Genomic DNA, 22,920 nt, shown 5'->3' with positions numbered 1-22,920 from the left:
AACTGCGGAAATAGCTCAGTTGGTAGAGCACAACCTTGCCAAGGTTGGGGTCGCGGGTCCGAGTCCCGTTTTCCGCTCATTTTTTTTTGAAAACAACATCAAGTTTTATCTTGGTTAGATAATTGATGACAATATACTTGGAGAGGTGGCGGAATTGGTAGACGCGCTACTTTGAGGGGGTAGTGACAATTGTGTCGTGGGAGTTCGAGTCTCCTCCTCTTCACTGGTATTGTTATCTTACAAGCGGAAATAGCTCAGTTGGTAGAGCACAACCTTGCCAAGGTTGGGGTCGCGGGTCCGAGTCCCGTTTTCCGCTCGATCATTTTTGTATTAAACCAAGATAGGTTTAAGTTTAGGGCCCAAGTGGCGGAATTGGTAGACGCGCACGTTTCAGGTGCGTGTGTTTCACAACGTGCAGGTTCGAGTCCTGTCTTGGGCACAATGTTTAAATTAGCTTAGTGTTGGAGAGGTGGCGGAATTGGTAGACGCGCTACTTTGAGGGGGTAGTGACAATTGTGTCGTGGGAGTTCGAGTCTCCTCCTCTTCACTTTTATTGTTGTTTTACAAGCGGAAATAGCTCAGTTGGTAGAGCACAACCTTGCCAAGGTTGGGGTCGCGGGTCCGAGTCCCGTTTTCCGCTCTTTTTTTTTGAACTCGAGAAACATACCCATTTATGAATTTATATTTAAGATATTTTGATCAGGAGACATTAGTTACTAGTGTTGATGATGCTATTGGTTTTTTAAAGAGTATTCCTGAGATTGAGATGGATGCAGAGCTAGAGGCAGATGTTCGTGAATATGCCGCTAGCGATTTGACGTATCCAAAAAGATATAAGGTACGCCCACGTGTTTATTTTATTGTGATAAAGACTACGGCGCAAACTATGCAGGATTTTAAGGATAAGAAAGCATTGCGTACTCCTACTCCTGCAGAGAGAATGGAGAATCCTGTTGTTGCCAGTTTGGCTCAAGAGGCTCCAGGCTGGTATGAAGGATCACTTGATTTCAAGCGTGTTGTGATGGTACCGGCTACAGGAAAGTTTGAGTACCGTGATACTCATTTCGTTGCGGATGTTAAAGCTGAATCAGGTTTGGATTGTTACAATCGCATCGTTGATTATCTGCGCGATTGTGTAGATTCACGCAGCCAGTTCCCATCTGCAAAAGGTAAGAATTTTCATTTCCGCTATCTGGGAATGTGGAAATAAAATATTCAGAAATTTAAAAGATTCGTGTCATGAACAAGGTTATGCTAATTGGTAATGTAGGTAAAGATCCTGACATTCATTATTTCGAAGCAGATCAGGCAGTAGCTCAGGTCTCTCTCGCAACTACAGAGAAAGGATATACTTTGCCTAATGGTACCCAAGTGCCAGACCATACAGATTGGCACAATCTTGTTTTTTATCGTGGGCTTGCAAAGGTAGTAGAGAAGTATGTGCATAAGGGTGACCGCCTTTATGTGGAAGGAAGAATCCGCTACCGCTCCTATGATGACAAGCAGGGTAGAAGACAATATATTACAGAAATCTATGTAGATAATATGGAGATGTTGAGTACTCGCCCTGCTACTAGAGAACAATAATTATTAATTTTTAGCTCAGAAATTGGATATATCCACCATAACTGATGCCTTTGGTGATGTGATGCTGATGCAGCCTTCCGCCGGGGTTATTGTAGCTGCTGTACTTGCAGCTATATTGTTAGGCATGTCTGCTTTTGCCAGTGGTTCCGAAATTGCTTTTTTCAGTTTATCACCAACTGATGTTGCGGAACTTGAGGATGAAAAGACTGATGCCGATAAGAAAATACAGATGTTGCGTGATGATTCTGAACGTACGTTGGCTACCATTTTGATAACCAATAATTTTGTGAATGTCACAATCATCATGCTCCTTAATTATGTATTCGCAGGAATCGTAGAGTTTGGTCCTAAAGCTTATTGGCTTCAGTTCCTGATTATTACGGTTATTCTTACTTTCTTGCTTTTGCTTTTTGGTGAGATTATGCCGAAAGTGTATGCCCGCCAGGATCCTCTGAAGTTCTGTCGCCGGTGCGTAGGGGGAATTCTGTTTGCCAGAAAGTTGTTTTGGCCTTTAGAAACTATCTTGCTGAAAAGTGGAATTCTTGCAGAAAAGATTATACAGAAGGAAAATCATGTGCTGAGTGTTGATGACTTGGAACAGGCTCTGGAACTGACTGATAAGAATGATATCAAGGACGAGCAGAGCATGCTGAAGGGTATCATCCGCTTTGGCGATGAAACAGCCAAGGAGGTGATGACCAGCCGACAGAATATTGTTGACCTGGATATCCGCAGCACCTATCCAGAAGTGTTGAAATGCATTGAGGAAAATAACTACAGTCGTATTCCTGTTTATCAAGATAATACGGATAATATTCGTGGTGTATTGTATATCAAGGATTTATTGCCTCATCTTACGAAGTCTTCCAACTTCCGTTGGCAGAGTCTGATCCGTCCTCCTTACTTTGTTCCTGAAACCAAGAAGATAGATGATCTGCTTCGCGAGTTCCAAGAGAATAAGGTTCATATCGCCATTGTGGTAGATGAGTTTGGAGGAACATCGGGTATTGTTACTCTCGAAGATATTCTGGAGGAAATTGTAGGTGAAATCAATGATGAATACGATGAGGAGGAGAAGTTCTACTCGAAATTAAATTACAATACCTTTGTTTTTGAAGGTAAAACGCTTCTTTCTGATTTCTGCAAGATTCTGAATGTAGATGACGAAGAGTTCGAGGAGGTTGAAGGTGATGCAGATTCTCTGGCTGGTCTGCTCTTGGAAATCAAGGGCGATTTCCCAAGTATGCACGAGAAGATAGATTATAAGAACTATACTTTCGAGGTTATGCAGATAGAGGAGCGTCGCATCAGCAAGATTAAGGTGACGGTACATCCTTTGAAAGATAACGTGGAGGATTCTTCTAAGTAATCATCAGTATTCATCAATATCAGAATATAAAAAATATGGCAGTTGTCAATATACGAGAAGTTTATCCGGGAGTGAGTCTTGGTTTATGGCAGATGGATGAAACTGTAGAACAGTTGTTCGGGCAGTATCCTCATCTGCAGGCTTACCGCTCTCAGGTGGAAGAGAAATATAAGAACGATGGCAGGAAACTGGAGTTTCTTGCCATTCGTGCATTAATGTATGAGATGCTCAAGACAAACGGGGCTTCCAAGGGCTTGCTTTCTCATGCAGGTGACATTACCCACAACGAGGCTGGCAAGCCATTGTTCCGTGGTTATCATATCAGCGTTTCGCATACCAAGGGTTATGCTGCGCTTATCCTTTCCAAAAATCAGGAAGTGGCGGTAGATATCGAATACTTCAGCGATAGGGTAGAGCGCATCGCTTCCAAATTCCTGCGAAAGGATGAGAAGGCGGAAGATCTGGATGCCAAGCTGGTGCATTGGTGTGCCAAGGAAACGGTCTTCAAGTTATTCTCAGAGGAAAAACTGATGTTTGAGGATATGCGGGTGAAGCCATTTGATACGATGGCAGACTGGTCGTGTGATGTGGAGAATCTCAAGAGCAGAAAGACGGCGCATGTGGATTTCGAATTAACCATGGAGTTTGTTCTTACCTATGCAGCGTTGTAATATCCTGACCATCTTCCTGGCATTCAGTCTGTTGGCTGGAGCACAGGATTGGAAAGTAGTGAGAGAGAATTCCCAGAAGGCTTTTCCGAAAACAGTGGCTGCGGGCAACTATAGTGGCATTGCTCATCTGCATGATGATATCTATGCGGTGGTAAGCGACAAGTCGGATAGTGCTCTGTACTTCAACTTCCGAATTCAGGTGAATCCCAAGACTGGCGAACTGGAACAGGTAGAGAACCTTGGTTTTACCGAGAGAACAGATGGAACGCTGAACGACGGCAAGCCTTGGTTAGGGCAGGAGAAAGGCTTTGACCACGAAGCCATCGTGAAGGTTTCTGATTCTACCTTGGTGATAGCAAGCGAAGGATATTGCCGTTTAAAGGAGTTTCCTATTCTGCCTACTTCGGCAGATGCTGCCAAGGTTGGCTATCAGCAGAACCTTTGGGAAAGCAGATGGCCTTCTGCTGATTTTTATCCTAATTATAATTTTGAGTCTCTGGCTTTTGATTCCGTCCGGCAGTATCTTTGGACGATACCTGAGAGCACGCTTCGCAAGGACGGACAGCCTGCTACTCCTCAAAACGGATTGGCCAACCAGCTTCGTTTGATGAGGTTTGATTGGGGAAAGATGAAGGAAAATCGTAACAAGGAAGCGTATAGCGAGCAAGTGAGCAGCAAGAAAGACTCTCGTTGTATGACGACCTATGCCTATCAGATGGATCAACCTTCTACCTATAAGAAAGCAGATATCTATGTGATGGGTGTGAGTGAGCTTTGTGCCTTGCCCGATGGTCAGCTTCTGATTCTGGAGCGTGAGGCATTTATTCCTAAGATCAAGATAGGTGCTTTCTGCAAGTGCAAGCTCTATTTGGTAAATCCTTTGAATTCTGAGGAGTTTTCTATGAAAGAGAAGTTTTCTATGAAAGAGAATATTTCATCAGATACTCCTTTCTTGAAAAAGAGATTGCTCGCGGAATGGAAAACCGGCTTATCTCTTTCCAAGCGTTCCTTTGCCAATTACGAAGGCATGTGTCTGGGCCCCAAGCTGGAAGATGGTTCCCAGGTCGTCATCCTGCTGTCTGATTCGCAGGATCAATATGCTGGAGTATTGAAAGACTGGTTCAAGACGATTGTCATCAGAAAGGAATAAAGTTGTTATGTTGTAATCCTCAATCTCGTCCATAACCATCTAGGAATGAGTCGCCAGAGGAAGACGAGGATATCATATCTCCAGTCTATCACCTTAACTTCCACTCCGTTTTCGATGGCATTCTCGATATGCTTTGCCACATCTTCCGGTTTGAGCTGCAGTGGATAACTGCTGCCTGCGATAAGGTCTGTCTTTACAAAACCTGGTCGGATATCTGTGATGGCGATAGGGAGATGGCGCATCCGTGCCTGCTGCGACAGGCATTCCAGATAATGGTTCTGGAATCGCTTGGTGGCAGAGTAGGAAGGGGCAGCACCGAGACCTTTGGTTCCGGCAATGGAAGTGATGCAGGCAATGCGGAATTTCTGACAGGCATGGTTTGCCTTCTTCTTACTTTCAGGAACAGAAAAATCGCTCTTGTTGGTTGGAGTAGAAGACTGGGCGGCAAACCAGTTGAATGCCGTATCCACCATTCTTGTGAATCCCAAACCATTGGTTTCCAGGGTCTTCAACTCCTTTTCTATATCCAGCGTATTATTCTGCCAGCCAATGCCAGAACTATGGAAATACAGGTCCATGCCTCCCAACTTATCGATGAGTTCCTGAAGTTGGGCAGGAGCATCTGGAGAAGTTACGTCTATTTGCTGGTAGCAGGTAATGCCGCCCTGCGAAATCAGAGCCTGCAATCTTTCGATTCTTCTTCCGGCTATTCCCACTTGCCATCCTTTTGCAGCAAGCAGTTTTGCCACTTCCATTCCGATGCCCGATGTGGCACCCATTACAATTGCTTTCTTTGCCATATAGTCCTATTATATAAGGTGAAGTCTTGATAGTTCAATTTATATAAGGTGAAATCTTGTCTAACTCTATCTAAATATCTGAATCGCTTTTATTCTTCAGCAGCTTTTCCGCCTTCTTCACGCTTCCAGCTTTCAGAATCAGCAGCTTCACTTTCTCGTAATCCGTATATTCCGGATTGCGTTCCATGAAGATACGGCAGGCACGATCGATGAGTTTATGATTGATGAGCTTGGCGTTCACCATCTTGTTGCCTTCCACTCGTCCTTGACGAATCTGAAGAGAAGTACTGATCATATCCAGTATCATCTTCTGCGATGATCCGGCTTTCATACGGGTACTTCCCGTCACGAACTCCGGTCCCGTGATGACCTCTACAGGATAATCGGCAGCCTGGGCGATGGGAGCGTGGGGATTGTTCACGATGCATCCCGTAGGAATGCCTGCCTCTTTGCAATGCTTCAGGATGGCGAGTACAAAGGGAGTAGTGCCACTTGCCGAGAAGCCCAGCACGAAATCATGCTTTGAGATATGCTTGACGCAGAGTTGAAGCCAGCCATTCTCCAGGTCGTCTTCTCTTGATTCCCTGGTTTGTGTAAGGCAACCGATGCCTCCGGGGAAGATGGCTTGTATCTGTGAACCGTCGATACCATAGGTGTTCTGCACCTCGATGGTATCGAGCGTAGCCAGTCTTCCGCCCGTTCCGCAACCGGCATAGAAGAGTCTTCCGCCCTTCTTCAGCTGCTTTTCGATGGCGGAAATCAGTTGGTTAATGGCAGGCAATGCTTGTTCTATTGCCACAGCCACCTTCTTGTTTTCTGCATTGATATGAGCGGTGAGTTCAGCCACGCTCATCTTTTCCAGATGTTCGTAGAGCGAGCTCTGCTCAGTTATTCTCTTTTCTTCTTTATTTGGCATATTACTTTATCTTTAGGGTGTATCGTTCGATGGGCTCCACCTTTCGTTTCTGGTATTCTTCCTCCAGTATTGGGAAGATAATGAATCACATATTTAAGAGCCATTGTATTCTTCTTTCTGTTTAGCGATACAAAGGTAATCTTTTATTCTTAAACTACCAAATAAAAATGGTACTAATATGAATGAACGTGATGATTGATAAGGAACAAGCATCTAAAGAAGAAAAAAGCATGGTTTAATAGAAGTTTTTCTATGAAAAGTGCGCTAGTTTCAATAATTTGTTGTATCTTTGCATATGGATTTGGCTACTGCCATTTCCAAGACATCGTTGGTAAACAAAAGCATTCGCTATTATTTCGCGTTCAGCCAAAAGCCTCGGAAACTTATTGGAAATAACGTAACAAGGAATAATTGTGATAAGGCATTCGGTATGGGGTGCCTTAATCAACCATATATTTAGCAATGCATCTACGCCATAGGCGTGGTGCATTCTTATGGGTTGATTGAGGTTTCCATTCCGAGGCTGCCTCATAGCTGAACGCAATAAGAGCATCACGCCCTTTTTGCGTCTTGGCGTGATTGATAGTTAGTGCTTGTAACTCATTAATTATCAATTAAAATATTATGGCAAAAAGAACCATAGATAAAGCTAAGGCAGCTAAAAAAGATGAATTCTACACGCAGCTAGAAGACATCAATAATGAACTCCGTCATTACCGTGAACATTTTCGTGGTAAGACCGTACTATGTAATTGTGATGACCCTCGTGTAAGTAACTTTTTTACTTATTTCGCATACAATTTTGAGTTTCTTGGTTTGAAGAAACTGATTACGACGTGTTTTAAAAATCAAGATGTAGACCTTTTTACAGAGAACAAAAGTGAGCAAGCGGTGTATCTGGTTTATGAGGGGGCTCATAGCAGTAATCATATACCTGATGCAGATGAAATTGGCGTAAGACCATTGAAAGGCGATGGAGATTTCCGTAGTAAAGAATGTATTGAGCTTTTAAAAGAGGCAGATATTGTAGTTACTAATCCTCCATTTTCTTTGTTTAGAGAATATATGGCACAACTAATGGATTATGAAAAGAAATTTCTTATTATTGGTAATCAAAATAATGCTACTTATAAAGAAATATTCCCTTTGATTAAAAGTAATAAGATATGGCTTGGATATAAATCAGGAGATATGGCTTTTAAGGTGCCAACTGATTATGAAGAAAGGGCAACACGTTTTTGGATAGATGAGACTGGTCAGAGATGGAGAAGCATGGGAAATATATGTTGGTATACCAATTTGGATATAAAAAAGCGTCATGAGAACTTGATTCTTTACAAGACTTATTCGGCTGAGGAATACCCAAGCTATATCAATTATGATGCTATTGAAGTTTCAAAAATAGAGCTGATACCATTGGATTATGATGGCGTAATGGGAGTGCCTATAACTTTTCTAGATAAGTACAATCCTGACCAATTTGAGATAATAGGGATAGGTAATGGTGGAGAATTGGGAGTTGAGTGTGGTGTTAGTGCCAATCTTACGACTGAACAATGTGCGGCTTTGTTTCACGAAGATAAGAGCTTTCGAAGAGGAAAACTCTGCTATCGAGATAAAAATGGCAAGCTTAAAGGTTGCTTTGCTCGAGTATTAATTAAGATTAAGAAATAAAAAATATGGATATAAAACCAGAAAAAGTAGCAATTCGTGACTTGATAGCAGATTATTGTAATGACCCAAATAATGGCGTCTACGGCTATCATGGTAAGTTGAATATTCGTCCTCCTTATCAACGTGAGTTTCGTTATGAGCTAAAACAACAGCAGGCTGTGATAGAAACCATATTGAAAGGATACCCTCTAAACATTATGTACTGGAGTGTTGGCGATGAAGGTAAATATGAAATGATAGATGGGCAACAACGAACACTGTCTATCTGTGAATATTATCAACATGCTTTCAACATTGTTGATAAAGACCGCCCTGTGCTTTATTTTGACAATCTGACAGAAAATGAAAAGAAGGACTTTCTAGACTATGAATTGACAGTCTATTTTTGTACTGGTACAGATATGGAAAAGCTTGATTGGTTCCGTGTGATAAACATAGCAGGTGAGCGTTTGCTCGACCAAGAATTGCGTAATGCTGTATATGTTGGTCCCTTCATTACTGATGCTCGTCGTTATTTCAGTAAACATGGGTGTGCGGCTTATAAGGTAGGTGGTGATTATATGGTAGGCAAACTTGAGGAACAAGCATATTTGCAGACCATTTTGAAGTGGGCTGCACGTCACGATGGTATTTCGGATCCAGCTCCGATAGATAAGTATATGGCTATCCATCAAAATGATCCGAACGCCAATCAGCTTTGGGCTTACTATATGCAAGTAATCACTTGGGTTAAATCTACTTTCCCTACATATCGAAAGGAGATGAAAGGCTTAGACTGGGGTGCTATGTTTGATGAGTTTGGAAGCAACATATATGATACGGAGCAACTAGAGTCCGAAATTCATCAACTGATGGAGGATGATGAAATAATGAAGAAGGCAGGCATCTATCGTTATGTGCTGAGTGGTGATTTGCGCGATTTAAGTTTCCGTACTTTTGATAAGAAACAGAAACGTGAGGCTTATGAGCGACAAAAAGGAATCTGTGCCCATTGTGGTAAACCTTTTAAGTTAGAAGAAATGGAAGCAGACCACATTACGCCATGGTGTGAAGGTGGAACGACTGTTGCCGAGAATTGTCAAATGCTTTGCCGTACTTGTAATAGAATAAAAGGAGGAAAATAAATGATGGATTTGAGCTTTTATAACAATGGACATAAAGAGGTATTTTATGAAAAAGGTCTGATGGAAAGACCAATACGCCGAAAATAAAAAAAAGAACCTAAGCACCCTTCAGTAGTGGTATCTGTAATACGGGTTGCTCAACGAACAACTGAAGGGTGTTTTTGCAATCACATTAATTGCTTTTTAGCCATTTCTGACACTAAATCTATTAGTTCCTTAGCTGGCTCGACCAATGGAAGCACCTCCGTTTCCATATCAAGAATATGACGGTCTTCATAGTCGCCAGTTAATCGTAAGGAGAAAAGCTGATTGAAAGTCTTGCCATACTTTTTGTCAATGATGTTGTTTTTCAAAAAGACTTTTCCAAACATTTGGATTACGCCATTATGAGTAATAGCTTTATACTTATAAGAAATGAGTAAAGCGGAAACAGCATAGTAAGCTGCTTAGTATAAACGATTGGCTGCTGTTTCGACATAACCATTTTTTATAGAACCGACAGTTTCTTGGTAAGTACGGTAGGCTTTTTCTATTCTGTACTTTACAATCTCGATTCTGTCAGTGTCAGAAAGTAGTCCCTTTATCATATGGCAATTCCTTCCCTTGTTATATTATGATTAAATAATGTATAATGGTTCTCCTCCCATTCTTTTTGGGAGAAAAGTACAGGGTTGATGATTTCATCAATATCCCAGCCTAATTCTCTTAGTGGATAAGAATACTTATCGTAATCTTGAAGCGTAACTTTTGGTTTGTCTAGAAGAATCAATACATCCCAATCACTTCCTTCATGTTCAGTACCTCTAGCGCGGAAACCAAACAAGATGGCTTTTGCATGAGAATCAATCTCATGCAATCTATTGTGCATTGCTTCTATGATTTGTTTCTTCTCCATATCTATCAATATTAATATATATGCTGCAAAAATACGAGTTTTCTTTCTAATCACCAAATTTTAATAATAAAAGAATGCTAAAAGCGGTCTAATATCTTTTTTAAAAAATAAGCGTTTGATGATTTTTTCTTTCACGCACATGTTAACTTGTTGTGGCATAGTGGTTTGAGGGTGAAAGGAGAATAATGAAGAGAGAAAATGGTTGTTACGTGGAGGAGGATGATTGATAATGATGAGTGGGAGTAGCTGGCAGGTAAAGAAGGACGGAGAATACTCTTTTCGTATCGGCTGATTCAAGCAATCTATATAGCTGACTAGAGTCATTCATATAGCTGACCCAAGTCATCTATATGGATGACCCGGGTCAGCCGATGCTAGATAGTGTCTTTTGCTCCTGTTGGAAATATCAGCTTCTCCTATGAGTACTATCATATTCTCTGCTTATAAACTGCCTTCACCCTAAACTTGTTGATAGACAGCAGTTTAAAAGAATTGTGAAAGCAAAGAAGTCAAGAATATTTTAGTCCTCCGAAATGCGTTTGAAAAGACAAGAAAGCAAATGAAAGTAAATGCGCTAAGTGTCAATGCTTTAAGCGATAATTTGATTTTTCCGATGTTTGCTGAACTCACTCTTAACCCACATTGCAGCAGCCTTTAGTGAAAAACTTAAAGATTCCTAACGAAATCCTAGATTTTGGCAGTTTTCTGCCAATTTCCTAGCTGATTTTGTATAAAGAATCCTAATTTGCAGCGTATGTTCGGGAAAAACCCCGAAATGCTACACCCGCCCGTTTTGTCAGTTGAAAAATTGTGTGTACCTTTGCCCCCGAAATGTATATATCCAAGGCAAAGAAATATCGCGATCAGGGAGATGGTACGGCAATCGCATACGATTACTACCGTCTCACGAAGTCTTACATCGACAAAGATGGCAAGACTAAGCATCGTAGTGTCCTTTGCCTTGGAGAACTTCCCGGCTTTGACAAGGATGAACGTAACCGACTGGCAGCCATGCTTACCACTATGATTGAGGATGGACAAAGTGTGATGTGCGATAACAGAAAGCTCTACGAGGAAGCCATGTCTCAATATGTGAAGTACCGTGGCAGCAAGTATGCCCAGGAGAACGATCCTCGTCTCATCGCCGAGCGCAAGGCTCGCGAAGAAGAGGAGCGCAAGAAAGCAGTTGCCGTTAAGCTTGAAACGCTCACCCAGCATGAAGCTCGCATCATCGGTTGCGAGAACCTCTGTAACTCTACCATGCGTATGCTTGATATTCGTAAATACCTGACCTCTAGGGGGTGGAAGCGTGACCAGATAAACTTTGCCCTCATGCAGATTATCGCACGTGCCATCTATCCGTATTCAGAATTAAAGACAGTCCGCTATCTTCGTGAGAACACTGCACTTGCAGAGATGTTCGGCATCGAGGAGAAAATCCTTCTGTTTGACATCACAAACTCCTACTTTGAGGAGAAAATGGAGAACAGTGAACTCTGTCAGTATGGTCGTTCCAAGGAGAAAAGGGACGACTGTAAGATAGTGGTTCTTGCTGCAGTAGTAAACACAGAGGGATTACTCGTCCGCACAATGATATACGAGGGAAACCGCCATGATTCTACTACCGTTGAGGAAGTTGTAGGTACTTTGGCCAAGACAACCGCTCAAGATGCCAAACGTATCGTTGTGATGGATGCAGGCTTCTACTCCAAGTCGAATGTCAATTGGTTAAAAGCCAATGGATTCGACTACATTACCGTACTCCCTTCCGGCGATAGCAAGTTCGAGTCTACAAGTTCAGAAATCATCGACCATACCGATAACAAGGGACAGCAGATACGCCTGCAGATGGGTAAGGTTGACATGGATGGAGAATCCGTCAAGGCTCTCATGGTGGATAGTGACGCAAAGGGTGCCAAGGAACGCTCCATGTATGAGCAGGCATGCAAACGCTACGAGGAGGGATTGGAAGCAATCAAAAAGGGTATTCTTACCAAGGGCGGAACCAAGAAACGTGATGCCGTGAACAAGCGATTGGGCAAGTTCGACAAGCAATATGGAGCCATTCGCCTGTCATACAACGTTACCTTTACCTATGAGGGTACAGGAAAGAACGAGGTTGCTACTTCCATGACCTGGGAATGCAGAGAGGACAAGGCTGCTCAGAGAAGAAAGTTCCATGGAAAATATGTCTTGCTGACGAGCCTTGATGAAAGCCAGAAATTGAACATTTGGAAATTTTATAATGTAATCAGAACCGTAGAGGAGACTTTCCATGTGTTGAAGACAGACTTGGACATCCGTCCTGTCTATCATAAGAGCGACAATGGAATCAAGTCTCATCTCAACCTTGCCATACTGGTATATTGGGTGGTAAGCGTCACCAAGTATCGCCTGAAATTGAAGAAGCATGAGAATGTGAGATGGGATGAAATCATGCGCATTGCCAGCACACAGGTTGTGGTTACTGCAAAAGTTGAAACTGTAGATGGTTAGGTCATTAGTATAAGACAGAGCACAGAGGCAGAGAGTAAACTCTCCGCCATCTATGATTTGCTCTATATTAACCCCAAGCCGCTCGGGAAAAGAAAATCCATGCTACACCCAAATCAGACTTCAAAAAATCCGAATATTGGAAATCAGGGAGTTACATAACGGGTCACTGCAATGTGGGTTAAACTTGTTTCCGAGTGCAAAGGTAAAAGAAGGGGGCGAACAGGAGCAAGACTGGATGTGGTTCGCCCCCTTTGGGGACGCTTTCTTCCTACTATTGGTTGTCCGCAGGTTCCATGACCTTCGGTCATTCCACCAGCGGTTATTGAAAGTTGGCCCCCTTCGGGGACCGGAGGTTACTTGCGAAACTTGAATGATTTACAATTCCGACAACTCCGTAATTAGTGACGAAACAGAATCTTTTTTTGCAGAATAGATTTTAGTCTGATATTTTTTATCCAATTGGCATCTTTCAATAGCTAATTTCTTTTCATTATCAGCGAAAAAATAATCAGAAATACGCAACCCAATAGCAGCCCTATCTATGTCTATCACATCATTCGGAGTCTGACTTTTCCCGTTGACAGCCATATCTGCATTCAACGATGAACGAATATTCATTGATGGAATTTTTTCAAACCCATGTGTTTCTAATTCGCAAATTAATTTCTGAGCTAATCTTTTATCAAGTCTTTTATCACATAGTAGTTTTAATAACAAATCCACTTTATTAGGAATATTTATTTTACCACATTGCACACCTCGAACATTAACCACTCCCTTTCGGCATAGCTCTTTAAGACCTTCTATATATGCTCTGGTCTGTATTTTACATAGATAATCCAATGCTAAAGATTTATCTGGTTTACTAAGTTCTTGACCAGCTTTTTTCATGTTTTCTCTTAACCCATTTACATCTTTGAACAGTTCTTGATTATAAAAATGATTCTCTTTGTTGAACTTATGACCATTTGCATAAATGTCAAGTATTTCAATGTCTGCATAGTATGCTTTATGAAAATACATGGATTGTATTGGTTTAACGTTCCCCTGTCTTAGCAACATCATTATCTCCGTTGCTGCGATTTCTTCATATCCATAAAATGTAGTTCCTTTTGCAATCTCGCTGAAGAAATGATGTTGTTGCGCTATTTGTTTTGAATACTCTATACTTTCGTTGCCGTCTTCGCCCATATTGGAACGTCCTAGTGTTTCGTATAGGTGTTCAAGTGGCATAGGACAAGAAAGGATTCTATTGTTTACTTTTTCTATGATAATACTACGTAGCTGTCCCCACAAAGATGTAGGGACAGCATTATACATATTACTTACAGCAAATTGGTCAAGATATAATATTTTCTTTCTTTTCATTGTCTATCTATGTTTATGTAAGAGAAACTTCTCCATCTTTAACCTTGTCTATAGTAGCTTTTCTATGGTAACCATTCTTTGTGAATTCGTTAATCCATATCAGTCTCCTTGTGCCATCACCATAAGGTTGCAATCTGAAATGACCACTAACCTTAAAAGATTCATCATTACATATTTCAGTGTACCACTTACTGTCAAATCGATAGTAATCAAGTCCTGGTCCTGTGACATTCTGATTTTTCTTTTTCTTCTTAACCTCTTTTCTAACAGTGGTTGAAACCTTACCTAATTGCACTTCTGCCCATTGTCTTAAACACAAATAATCTAAGACCATATCTATGTAATCTCTGATATTTGCTTCCATACAACCATCAATAAGAGGTAGAACCATGCAGTCTAACTGATGTCCATTTCCCTTAATTCTATCTTTTGGTGACACACAAATGTAATATGTAGGTATCGACAAATATTTATTGATGTTGTCTTGGAATATCCATAAAGTAAGACAGCCATTCTTTATGCTATACACGACATAACACCCTTCTATAAAGTATGGGCTACGAACAATTCCATTCTCATTATCTAACTCTTGGAGAATATCAATATGAAATTGTGTAAATTTCATATAGGATTTATCCATCGTATCAATAAATGTCTTAGAGAAAACGACCAAATTACGGCAGTTTCCTTTTACTGTAGATAATTCTCTTATCGCATTCTCTCTGTCAGAATCAATTGCACTACCGATATTATTACACCAATTAAGAATGCTTTGTGGCAATTCTCTTTTATCAAGACAAAACAAGTATCTAAACAATGTAATGTCATTTATGTTTTTTATTTTCATAAACAAATACAATTTGTCAATTAACCCTTTTGATCCATCTATAGTCAGGACCTTTAGTTGTCCACTGAAATTGCCACATTGCACCGGACTTACTGCTTATCAAATAGTATTGATACATACTCGTCATCGGTTGTATTGTAAAAATGCTACTATTACCTGCTTCAAGAACTTCTTCATTAATTGAAACGCAAAGGAGGTTGTCTAAAGACTTGGTATCGTATTGCACTTGCCAAAGTCTTCCTGTAAAACTATCCAACATGATGAATGTCCACATATTTTGAGTAGCAAACATTTTGAATCTACCCTGCCATCTATCAGTTGAAGATGGATATGCTTTTGACCAGTAATTTATTGGTGCAGCAAACATGTAATCTGTTCCTTTTGTGCTAAATTGGACTTGCCAATTCTTTCCTGTAAAAGTATCAAGCATGATGAAAGTCCACATATTCTGTGTTTCATAAAGACAAAAGCGATTATCAGTTTCGCCACCATCTTCCATTGCATCACATATTTTCCAAGATTGACCGTCATCTTGCACCTGTAATACTTCTCCCGTAGCAGTATTCAAACGTAACTGGTTATGGTAGTTACGTGTTTGATACATTTTATAAGTTTGTGCAAATAGGCTGATCGGCATAAAGCACAAAAACAATAAAGCAGCAATTTTTCTCATATCGTTTCTGTTTTACGAAAAACTAAATGGAATTTGGATTATGCAATATTACCATCTTTCCTCCATTTATTCTTTTACGACAAAGATTATGTCGGCAAGACTTTCGTATATTATTTTATTAAATGTGAATTCAATTTTCTTTAGAGAATTTTCACTGAAGCTATCAAGGTATGTATTTACCTTAGGCTCAATTAACGAGAATGCTCTCTTCATCTTCCACGACTGATTCATGTCCGTAGAATCGACAAGAACAACAAACAGACGGTTTTCAGCACCGAACAAACGAGGACTTTGATTCTCATAAAGCCATTTCATCAGGTTTTCTGGATTATTACGAGCCTCATTTACAATCTGTTTTCTTGTAGCAGTAAGTTGAGATATAACTTCTTGATGTCCTTGATTTTCGATTTCTTCTTTTAAGAAATTATACTGTTCGGAATCAGAAAGATTTTTATCTGGTGTAATACCATATTTCTTAGCCTGACGCTTCAACCAAGTTAACTCAGTGTTGCCTAATGCTTCTTTTAACTTACCTTGCATATAAGCTCCAGGAAAATAGGTAACTTTCAAATCGATAGGGTTATTCTCAATAAAAAAGTCAACACTTTTGATTTCACCAACCGCAGACAACACACGTCTATGCTTCTTAAATATTGATTCAATAAGATAGGATGTCCAGTTGTTATACCAACTTGTTTGAACGAAATTCCAAGCATTTGTTGCAATAGCATCAGCCTTGCTGCGTAGTTCATCATAATCGCTGATTACTTTAATATATCTACGGACAAGATATTGGTCAAGAGAGTTTTCTTGATCTCCTCCCCATTCGTAGTTGTTTATCTGACGTAAACCACTTTTCAATTTTTCTTCATCCACACCCATCGTGTGATACCATTCATTGTTTCTGTCGCACAGATAAGTATCAAGCATAGTCTTGCCATTAGGTGTATTCTCCATTATTGAATACAACTCGGCAAACTGCTCGTTAATCTTTGTAGAAGTAAGCTCAATGCCATTTTTCTCAACAAATTGTTTAATCTGTTTTCCACGACATACGGCTCTAATCTTCAAGTACAACAAAGCACTTTCATTGTTGTTGAAAGCGTAAAGATTTTGTGCACGGAACTCTTTGTCCCATTTCTCAAAGTTTGTCATATTGAATATTTTTATATTTTACTTTTGTTTTATACTCCAATTTCCTTCCTTGTCCAGTTGAAAACGATTATTCAGAACTGTAAACACATCGACATTGCCTATTATAATCATATTTCGCAAAATCCATTCCATTATAGCCATCATTATAGCATTTGTGTCGGTAGTCCCCTTCTTGATCGTTTCAGTTATGAACTCAGTTATAATTTTTATAAATTGACTATCATCACAAACACGTAAGTGTACAGGTGCTGGATTCTTTCGAAAAGTCACAAGGACATCACCTTTAATCGATTTAACACGATTAAGTTGACGTGGTGGGTAGGTCTTTTGTTCTAACCATTCATAATCAACAACATTGAAATTGTTGAAAACACACGCATTGCTAACGGCTTTCCATTCTAGTCCAGAAAGAGAGTGAAATGTAAGTGAAAAATATTTATTATCTTTTAACACTCTTCGAATTTCTGAAAAAGCAGAATTTATGTCATGTTCAAAAGCCTCAATATCTTTGTGACGTTGATTACTATCGGATATTACAATTTCTTGCTGATAATCAGGAACAAACTGTAGCCATGAGTTCCAAATTACACTTTGCTCAAAATATGGTACACTATCCCCATAAGGAGGGTCTGTAAAAACATAGTCCACAGAGTTGTCTGGGAGTTGCAACCTTTTTGCATCAAAGTTGGTGATTTTGAAAGTAGATTGGATAGGCTCTTTCATTAAATCACCCAATAGCGCATTCAAGAAATCTTCTTTTCCCTTTATCGCCTTCCTTATGCGATTTTCGTAATAATGTAATACATTATTCTCTATATATGTCTCACCAATATAAAAACCGGTCATCCAAGCTCCTTGAGCAAGTGCCCCTCTGCTTTTGATAGGTGGAACAAGTTTGGAACAGTTGGCTAAATTTGCTGTAAATGCAATTAAAAACAAGTCTTTATCAGATCCTGTTGCATATTTATTTATCAATGACAACAATTTTGCATGACAAGCAAGTGTCCTTTTGGTAAAAAGATCTTTTATTGTCATGTTCGGGCGAGCTGATATTCTGGAATTTTCAATAATCGAAACCATAGGATACCAATCCGTTATTTTGTAATTGTTTTCTTTCTCACAGAACTCTTTTGCTAGCTCTTCTGGAATATCTTCAATAGACGTCTTTTTTCCATCCTTAAAAGTAAATTGCAGCGGTAAACCATCCTTATTTCTTAAAACTGATATAGGCAGATATGTTTTCTCGCCAATGGTAATATTATACCATTCGTTTATGAAAGTAGACATTTCTGCTTTGATCTTTTCCCATACCCTTTTTACTTTTGAAATATTAACATCGTTTGAGAACAAATTATGTGCTATAAAATTGGCAATCGGATTGAGATCATTTACTATAACGTTTCTATTTTTAAGATATGCTTCACAACAGAAAACTCCATACCCTGAAAATGGATCAATAATAGTATCTCCAGGGTTTGTATATTTTTCTACCAAAGGACTTATGCCAGTGGCTGGTTTTTTCCCCCAATATTTATGCATAAAATATCTAGGAGCATTTTTTTCACTATTCATTTTTTCTATTGTTTAATTTTAAAAGTTTTCATGCAAGTCTGTTGGAACAAGAAGTTCTCTTGTATCTATTTTTAACAACTTAGCAATCTTACTTAGTGTTTGTAAATCTGGCTGAGCAGAATTAGAGCACCAACGACTGGTTGTTGTAACACTAACTCCAAGTTGCCCTGCTAACCATTTACCTGTTTTCTTTTGTTCTACAAGAACTACTTTTATTCTATTAAGCTCATTCATTGTAATTTTATTTAAGTTCAATGCAAAGATATATACACTTATTGTAATATACGAGAATCTTTAGAAAATATTGTATAGTTGCATAAAAAATATGTTTTATTACTTTAATTTGCTACTATTTTACGCACAAAAAAGTAACTTTTGTGTTTAACATACAACATTAGGGCTTTACTCCCGAAATGAAAGAAAAGGAAATTTATCGTTGTTTTCTGTGTTAATTTATGTTTTCTCAGGCTTTCATTTTGGGGTTTCTTGATTTTGTTGTTCCTAATTTGTTTCTTTCGTTATTTTACCATCCTAATTAGTGTTGATTATCAGTGTGTTATGAATAATCAGCAAGATTCCAAGAACAAGGAAATGCTGAATGCGTATGGGTTATACTACGCATATCCAGTGGTTAACGAGAATCATCAGCGTCTTCGGGTAAGTCTTCGTCTTTTACGGTTAATTATCTGTAAATAAACAATCCAATAGAGTTGTAATCAAATAAAAATATGTACTTTTGTAGCCGAATAGCGTATTTAAAAAGAGATCCGATGGCTTGATGAATCGGAGAACAGATAGAAAGAGTAATATTCAGAATAGCTTATGAATAAAGAAAAAGAAGATTTCTTCCTCCATTCCAACGAAGTGAATCATATCAACAGAGAAGATTACGAAAAGATAGAATTATTGGTGAATGCGGCAAAAGCCTTTGCCCGCAGCACCTACCAGTGTGTCTATATCATCGACTATTTTCATCAGGACTTCATCTATGCATCAGATAACCTCGCTTATCTCTGCGGATTGGAACCGGAGCAGTTGATAGAGGCTGGTTATCAGATGTATATCGACCATGTTCCGGAGGCCGACCTGCAGATGCTGCTCGAAGTGAACAAGAAAGGTTTTGATCTTTTCAACGAATTGCCTGTGGGCGACCGTCTGGACTATACCATCTCGTACGACTTTCATCTTACCAATGGCAGGCATAGCCGATTGATTCATCATCACCTTACTCCGATACTTCTTTCTGATGACGGAAGAATCTGGCTTGCCCTCTGCACCGTATCATTGGCGGCAACCGATGAACCGGGACATATCATCATGCAGAAGAATGGTGAGCGTAGCTATTTTGAATATTCCACATTGCGCCACAAGTGGGAAAAGAAAGAAGGCATAACCTTGAGCGAGACTGAGAGAGATGTTTTGAGATTGTCTGCCCAAGGTTACACGATGAATGATATTGCCGACCGACTATGCAAATCGGTTGACACTATAAAGGCTTGCAAGCGCAACCTTTTCGCCAAGATAGGCGTGAAGAACATTGCCGAGGCGCTGTTTCATGCCACGAACTATCAGATGATATAATCGCAATCATATCTCTTCCAACAATGGCGAGAGATAGAACTTGGGGAAGTATTTCACCTCCTTGCCTTCCGCAAGGTTTACGAGGATGTTGGCACAATAGCCGGCGGCAATATATGCCCCGATGCCCAGTTGCGGGAAAGACTCCTCAGAATAATGCCTGATGGCTTCATCTATCCAAGGCACGGGCATCTGCCAGAACATACCGTACTGCGAGATATACTTGCCCAGTGAGCAACGGAAATCATCCGAACCTTTTTTCACTACTTCGCTGAATGGATAGCCTTTCGGTTTCTCTACAGCGAGAAAGGCAGCCTTGCCAAGATTGACGGCATGGATAACGGGGATGCCCTGCTCCTTGCATTTCTCATCGAAAGCGAAGGAGGCTTCGTTGTCATGCAAGGTTGCATTCACCGCATATCGGATGCCCGACAAGTCGCATGCATCCACATCTTCCATCGTCAGCGTATCCTTTTCTATGCGATAGATTTGAAATCTATCTTCCTGCCGAGGGCTTTTATGGAAGTCATGGAGCAAGGCACAGGAAGCTATCAAGCTTCCCATGTCTGCGCCACTAATCAACAATTTTATTGGGTTGTTCATTTATAGAGAGATTTTTTCATTACACCATTACAGGATGCTGCAGATAGACAGATTACATTCTGTTCTTCTGGCTTTCTCCAGCACCCGTACCCTTATACTTGCTTCTTGTAGTGTTGAACTTATACCGTACAGTAAGCGACACTTTGCTTGTTGACAATCCATCATACACCATTTGCTTTATTTTGCCAAAATGAGCAATCATGTGGCTGTCGTTTGTCCCGAACAAATCATAGATGAAGAGCTGAAACGACAAACGATCCTTCAAGAAAGCCTTATATGCGGAAACATTCGTGCAAAACATTGGCTTGTACAGATACTGGTTCTTCTCATGGCCTTTCGTGATATATGACATCATCAACGTAAACATTCCTAATTTGGTGTTGAGGGTATTGTCAAAACGGAAAGAAGCCATTGGCTTATTGAGCGATTTCCCATCGTGCGTCTCCATATCAAACCATTGCTTGTCAATGGATGCAGTAAGCGAAGGATACCAGATGCCAAACGAAGGGCGCAAATTAATGGATGCAGCTACGTCATTATACGAATTCCCATTCACAGGCTTCATCAAGCCTATTGCAGGATTATCCTTATAAGTCTCCACTGTTGACATAATTGGATGTGAAGTATGACTGTAGGTCATATCGAATGTCAACCATTTGTAAGCCAACTCGTAGTTGAGATTTCTGCTTATCTCAGACACCAAGAATGGGTTTCCTGTTTCATACGTGTAGCGGTTGTCATACTGAATGCCGCTGCGCAGGAAATGATAGGAAGGACGATCGATGTCGGCAGAATAGCTCAGCTGCATCTGTACCTTGCCCACAGGCATCGATAAGCTGAGCGATGGGAACCAATTGCCATACGACTTGCTTTGTCCTGGCATATACTTGCCGTATTCATAGTAGTTGAAGTCGATGTACTCGTATCTCAGTCCTGCCTCCATGCTTACGTTTCCGAAATCTCTTGAATAGGTCAAGAATGAAGATGTCATGCTTTCTGTAATACGGCTGTCGTCATCCGATACCAAGTTGGTTGGCACCACTTGATACTTTGAGGTACGATGGGTATTTGAATATTCACCACCCAAAGATAAGTCGCCGCCCAACAGAGGATAAGAAAGAACCAGCTTGGAAGCAAGCAAATGATAATCCTTGTTAGTCAAGCTATGAGCCGTTTGGCTTTGTGCATTCATCCCCACTTCCTGGTATTGCTCTTTGGTAACATCGTTCTGGTATTCCTTCGACCATAGCCAGTCGGTATTGAAGTCGATGCCGAGTTTGCCAATCTTTCCCACATAGTAAATGTTGCTTGAAAGATTATTCTTCTGCCAAAAGAAATCAGCATGACTATCAGAACTTTCAGACAATTCTTCGTCTTGCAATATAGAAGAACTCATATCGCCGTTCCATGTTTGTTTTGGATTTCTTAGAAAACCAAAGTTGGCACCTATAGAGTTGTTGGCATCCAACTGGTAGCTGGCATCCAATCGAAAGTTCATGGCTTCGATAATACCTACTTGTCTTATCTCACTTTTCTGGTTCCACGTCTTGTCAAGATAAGTCTTCTGCTGTAAGTCTTTATTGTCTGGCTGGTATTGTCTTGCTCCAAAAGCGTATGCGCCCAGCTCTAATCCATTCTTGCGATAGTTCATATTCAGCCTGCCATATCCTCCAATGTTCTTTTTCTCGTCGTACGATCCTTCTGTTGTAGCGTCAAATCCGAATCCTTCACCCAGTATTTTCTTCGTTGTGATACGGATGACCGCCTTGGTGCTGGCTGCGTAACGAGCATCAGGGTTAGTGATGACTTCCACCGACTTGATGTTATCTGAATGCAAACGGTCCAGCTCGCTCTTGTCTCTCATCTGTCGTCCATTGATATAGATAACAGGCTCACCGCGACCGAATACCTTGATGCTGCCATTCTGGGCAGACACGTTAGGGATGCGGTCGAGCAGGTTCTCCATGGTTCCTGCCTTCTCAAGTACGGATCCGACAACGGTTGTCGTCATTCCGCCATTCTTCAGGATAGTCTTAGGCAGGGATGACTTCACGACAACTTCGCCGAGCATCTTACTGTCTTCTTCCATCTTGATAATGCCCACATTCTCGCCCGTGCAATCCTTGCAGATAGTCTTATAGCCTACGGAGGTCACCTTGATGATTTCACCGTTGCAGGAAGAGTCGATGGCAAAGCTGCCATCCTCTCCACTCACTGCGCCCTTGACGAAAGCCGAGTCTGTTCTATTCAATAATACTACATTGGCAAACGCCAAAGGTTCTCCCTTGGTATTCATCACCTTGCCGGTGATATTCTGCGCCATCATCGGAGTCATAGCCGAGAGGCACAACGCTGTGGTAAAAATTACTTTTTCCTTCATATTGCTACAGTTTTGCTTGATTCTTTTATTTTTCTGCTGCAAAAGTATAGCTTTATAGGAAA

General features: G+C 40.5%; 19 protein-coding genes, 6 tRNA genes and 2 pseudogenes. 15 read left to right on the top strand and 12 right to left on the bottom strand.

What is annotated here, in order from left to right; genetic code table 11:
* Positions 1-4: 4 nt before the first annotated feature.
* The 11 genes from FO447_RS06335 (at position 5) to FO447_RS06285 (ending at position 4,777) form a co-directional block, all read left to right on the top strand.
* Positions 5-77, top strand: a tRNA-Gly gene (locus tag FO447_RS06335).
* Between the two features lie 62 nt (positions 78-139).
* Positions 140-223: transfer RNA gene (locus tag FO447_RS06330), tRNA-Leu, on the top strand.
* Between the two features lie 20 nt (positions 224-243).
* A tRNA-Gly gene (locus tag FO447_RS06325) sits at positions 244-316 on the top strand.
* A gap of 41 nt (positions 317-357) precedes the next feature.
* Positions 358-439 (top strand) — tRNA-Leu (locus tag FO447_RS06320).
* Between the two features lie 24 nt (positions 440-463).
* A tRNA-Leu gene (locus FO447_RS06315) sits at positions 464-547 on the top strand.
* A 20-nt stretch (positions 548-567) separates the two neighbouring features.
* Positions 568-640, top strand: a tRNA-Gly gene (locus FO447_RS06310).
* Between the two features lie 33 nt (positions 641-673).
* The gene (locus FO447_RS06305; protein WP_006849491.1) at positions 674-1,210 is read left to right on the top strand and encodes a hypothetical protein; all 537 of its coding nucleotides are present in this window, start codon (positions 674-676) and stop codon (positions 1,208-1,210) included.
* A 29-nt stretch (positions 1,211-1,239) separates the two neighbouring features.
* Positions 1,240-1,587: a single-stranded DNA-binding protein gene (locus FO447_RS06300; RefSeq protein ID WP_006849490.1), complete on the top strand. Its 348-nt coding sequence runs from the start codon at positions 1,240-1,242 to the stop codon at positions 1,585-1,587.
* Positions 1,588-1,648: 61 nt separating this feature from the next.
* Entirely contained in the window at positions 1,649-2,956 is a 1,308-nt protein-coding gene (gene gldE, locus FO447_RS06295) for a gliding motility-associated protein GldE (protein ID WP_200758483.1), read from the top strand.
* Between the two features lie 35 nt (positions 2,957-2,991).
* The gene (locus FO447_RS06290; protein WP_200758129.1) at positions 2,992-3,627 is read left to right on the top strand and encodes a 4'-phosphopantetheinyl transferase family protein; all 636 of its coding nucleotides are present in this window, start codon (positions 2,992-2,994) and stop codon (positions 3,625-3,627) included.
* On the top strand, positions 3,614-4,777 hold the full coding sequence (locus FO447_RS06285; RefSeq protein WP_200758128.1) for an esterase-like activity of phytase family protein: 1,164 nt from the start codon (positions 3,614-3,616) through the stop codon (positions 4,775-4,777). The genes FO447_RS06290 and FO447_RS06285 overlap by 14 nt, the downstream gene beginning before the upstream one ends.
* Before the next feature lie 5 nt (positions 4,778-4,782).
* Here the strand turns inward: FO447_RS06285 and FO447_RS06280 are convergent, their stop codons facing one another.
* Both FO447_RS06280 and FO447_RS06275 read right to left on the bottom strand, forming a co-directional pair.
* Positions 4,783-5,577 (bottom strand): SDR family NAD(P)-dependent oxidoreductase, encoded by a 795-nt coding sequence (locus FO447_RS06280; RefSeq protein WP_200758127.1) that lies wholly within the window; start codon positions 5,575-5,577, stop codon positions 4,783-4,785.
* A 70-nt stretch (positions 5,578-5,647) separates the two neighbouring features.
* Positions 5,648-6,493, bottom strand: a complete 846-nt coding sequence (locus tag FO447_RS06275; protein ID WP_200758126.1) for an N-acetylmuramic acid 6-phosphate etherase — start codon at positions 6,491-6,493, stop codon at positions 5,648-5,650.
* Positions 6,494-7,117: 624 nt separating this feature from the next.
* On the opposite strand from FO447_RS06275, the gene FO447_RS06270 reads away from it, so the two are divergent.
* Both FO447_RS06270 and FO447_RS06265 read left to right on the top strand, forming a co-directional pair.
* Positions 7,118-8,167, top strand: a complete 1,050-nt coding sequence (locus tag FO447_RS06270) for an adenine-specific methyltransferase EcoRI family protein (protein ID WP_117692518.1) — start codon at positions 7,118-7,120, stop codon at positions 8,165-8,167.
* A 5-nt stretch (positions 8,168-8,172) separates the two neighbouring features.
* Entirely contained in the window at positions 8,173-9,291 is a 1,119-nt protein-coding gene (locus tag FO447_RS06265; RefSeq protein WP_117692516.1) for an HNH endonuclease family protein, read from the top strand.
* A 167-nt stretch (positions 9,292-9,458) separates the two neighbouring features.
* Here the strand turns inward: FO447_RS06265 and FO447_RS06260 are convergent.
* Both FO447_RS06260 and FO447_RS06255 read right to left on the bottom strand, forming a co-directional pair.
* Positions 9,459-9,725 (bottom strand): annotated as a pseudogene (locus tag FO447_RS06260) (HEPN domain-containing protein); the annotation flags it as partial.
* Positions 9,726-9,874: 149 nt separating this feature from the next.
* Complete coding sequence (locus FO447_RS06255) at positions 9,875-10,186, bottom strand: nucleotidyltransferase domain-containing protein (RefSeq protein WP_117692513.1); 312 nt, start codon at positions 10,184-10,186, stop codon at positions 9,875-9,877.
* 831 nt (positions 10,187-11,017) lie between these two features.
* Here FO447_RS06255 and FO447_RS06250 point away from each other — a divergent pair.
* Positions 11,018-12,841 (top strand): annotated as a pseudogene (locus tag FO447_RS06250) (IS1634 family transposase).
* 216 nt (positions 12,842-13,057) lie between these two features.
* Here the strand turns inward: FO447_RS06250 and FO447_RS06245 are convergent.
* From FO447_RS06245 to FO447_RS06220, 6 genes are all read right to left on the bottom strand, one after another.
* Positions 13,058-14,050: a hypothetical protein gene (locus FO447_RS06245; RefSeq protein WP_117692509.1), complete on the bottom strand. Its 993-nt coding sequence runs from the start codon at positions 14,048-14,050 to the stop codon at positions 13,058-13,060.
* 13 nt (positions 14,051-14,063) lie between these two features.
* Positions 14,064-14,897 (bottom strand): hypothetical protein, encoded by an 834-nt coding sequence (locus tag FO447_RS06240; protein ID WP_117692508.1) that lies wholly within the window; start codon positions 14,895-14,897, stop codon positions 14,064-14,066.
* Between the two features lie 16 nt (positions 14,898-14,913).
* The gene (locus tag FO447_RS06235; protein WP_117692506.1) at positions 14,914-15,570 is read right to left on the bottom strand and encodes a hypothetical protein; all 657 of its coding nucleotides are present in this window, start codon (positions 15,568-15,570) and stop codon (positions 14,914-14,916) included.
* 66 nt (positions 15,571-15,636) lie between these two features.
* Complete coding sequence (locus tag FO447_RS06230; RefSeq protein ID WP_117692505.1) at positions 15,637-16,725, bottom strand: hypothetical protein; 1,089 nt, start codon at positions 16,723-16,725, stop codon at positions 15,637-15,639.
* Between the two features lie 18 nt (positions 16,726-16,743).
* The gene (locus tag FO447_RS06225; protein WP_117692503.1) at positions 16,744-18,297 is read right to left on the bottom strand and encodes a DNA methyltransferase; all 1,554 of its coding nucleotides are present in this window, start codon (positions 18,295-18,297) and stop codon (positions 16,744-16,746) included.
* Between the two features lie 18 nt (positions 18,298-18,315).
* A complete protein-coding gene (locus FO447_RS06220) occupies positions 18,316-18,531 on the bottom strand; it encodes a helix-turn-helix transcriptional regulator (protein ID WP_117692501.1) in 216 nt (71 codons plus the stop codon).
* Positions 18,532-19,119: 588 nt separating this feature from the next.
* Between FO447_RS06220 and FO447_RS06215 the strand changes: the two genes are divergently transcribed.
* The gene (locus tag FO447_RS06215) at positions 19,120-19,878 is read left to right on the top strand and encodes a helix-turn-helix transcriptional regulator (RefSeq protein WP_117692500.1); all 759 of its coding nucleotides are present in this window, start codon (positions 19,120-19,122) and stop codon (positions 19,876-19,878) included.
* A gap of 6 nt (positions 19,879-19,884) precedes the next feature.
* On the opposite strand, the gene FO447_RS06210 is transcribed toward FO447_RS06215, so the two are convergent.
* Together FO447_RS06210 and FO447_RS06205 are read right to left on the bottom strand one after the other, a co-directional pair.
* Complete coding sequence (locus tag FO447_RS06210; RefSeq protein WP_117692498.1) at positions 19,885-20,478, bottom strand: hypothetical protein; 594 nt, start codon at positions 20,476-20,478, stop codon at positions 19,885-19,887.
* A 52-nt stretch (positions 20,479-20,530) separates the two neighbouring features.
* Complete coding sequence (locus FO447_RS06205; RefSeq protein ID WP_200758124.1) at positions 20,531-22,858, bottom strand: TonB-dependent receptor domain-containing protein; 2,328 nt, start codon at positions 22,856-22,858, stop codon at positions 20,531-20,533.
* Between the last annotated feature and the right edge of the window lie 62 nt (positions 22,859-22,920).

The sequence above is a fragment of the Segatella copri genome, assembly GCF_015074785.1.
Taxonomy (GTDB): Bacteria; Bacteroidota; Bacteroidia; order Bacteroidales; family Bacteroidaceae; genus Prevotella.
This window is presented reverse-complemented; position numbering and strand designations above follow the sequence as displayed.

Bases quoted from the DNA above. Each gene is read 5' to 3' on its own strand.
- FO447_RS06305 (WP_006849491.1), top strand. From the start codon at position 674: ATGAATTTATATTTAAGATATTTTGATCAGGAGACATTAGTTACTAGT.
- FO447_RS06300 (WP_006849490.1), top strand. From the start codon at position 1,240: ATGAACAAGGTTATGCTAATTGGTAATGTAGGTAAAGATCCTGACATT.
- gldE (WP_200758483.1), top strand. From the start codon at position 1,649: ATGCTGATGCAGCCTTCCGCCGGGGTTATTGTAGCTGCTGTACTTGCA.
- FO447_RS06290 (WP_200758129.1), top strand. From the start codon at position 2,992: ATGGCAGTTGTCAATATACGAGAAGTTTATCCGGGAGTGAGTCTTGGT.
- FO447_RS06285 (WP_200758128.1), top strand. From the start codon at position 3,614: ATGCAGCGTTGTAATATCCTGACCATCTTCCTGGCATTCAGTCTGTTG.
- FO447_RS06280 (WP_200758127.1), bottom strand. From the start codon at position 5,577: ATGGCAAAGAAAGCAATTGTAATGGGTGCCACATCGGGCATCGGAATG.
- FO447_RS06275 (WP_200758126.1), bottom strand. From the start codon at position 6,493: ATGCCAAATAAAGAAGAAAAGAGAATAACTGAGCAGAGCTCGCTCTAC.
- FO447_RS06270 (WP_117692518.1), top strand. From the start codon at position 7,118: ATGGCAAAAAGAACCATAGATAAAGCTAAGGCAGCTAAAAAAGATGAA.
- FO447_RS06265 (WP_117692516.1), top strand. From the start codon at position 8,173: ATGGATATAAAACCAGAAAAAGTAGCAATTCGTGACTTGATAGCAGAT.
- FO447_RS06255 (WP_117692513.1), bottom strand. From the start codon at position 10,186: ATGGAGAAGAAACAAATCATAGAAGCAATGCACAATAGATTGCATGAG.
- FO447_RS06245 (WP_117692509.1), bottom strand. From the start codon at position 14,050: ATGAAAAGAAAGAAAATATTATATCTTGACCAATTTGCTGTAAGTAAT.
- FO447_RS06240 (WP_117692508.1), bottom strand. From the start codon at position 14,897: ATGAAAATAAAAAACATAAATGACATTACATTGTTTAGATACTTGTTT.
- FO447_RS06235 (WP_117692506.1), bottom strand. From the start codon at position 15,570: ATGAGAAAAATTGCTGCTTTATTGTTTTTGTGCTTTATGCCGATCAGC.
- FO447_RS06230 (WP_117692505.1), bottom strand. From the start codon at position 16,725: ATGACAAACTTTGAGAAATGGGACAAAGAGTTCCGTGCACAAAATCTT.
- FO447_RS06225 (WP_117692503.1), bottom strand. From the start codon at position 18,297: ATGAATAGTGAAAAAAATGCTCCTAGATATTTTATGCATAAATATTGG.
- FO447_RS06220 (WP_117692501.1), bottom strand. From the start codon at position 18,531: ATGAATGAGCTTAATAGAATAAAAGTAGTTCTTGTAGAACAAAAGAAA.
- FO447_RS06215 (WP_117692500.1), top strand. From the start codon at position 19,120: ATGAATAAAGAAAAAGAAGATTTCTTCCTCCATTCCAACGAAGTGAAT.
- FO447_RS06210 (WP_117692498.1), bottom strand. From the start codon at position 20,478: ATGAACAACCCAATAAAATTGTTGATTAGTGGCGCAGACATGGGAAGC.
- FO447_RS06205 (WP_200758124.1), bottom strand. From the start codon at position 22,858: ATGAAGGAAAAAGTAATTTTTACCACAGCGTTGTGCCTCTCGGCTATG.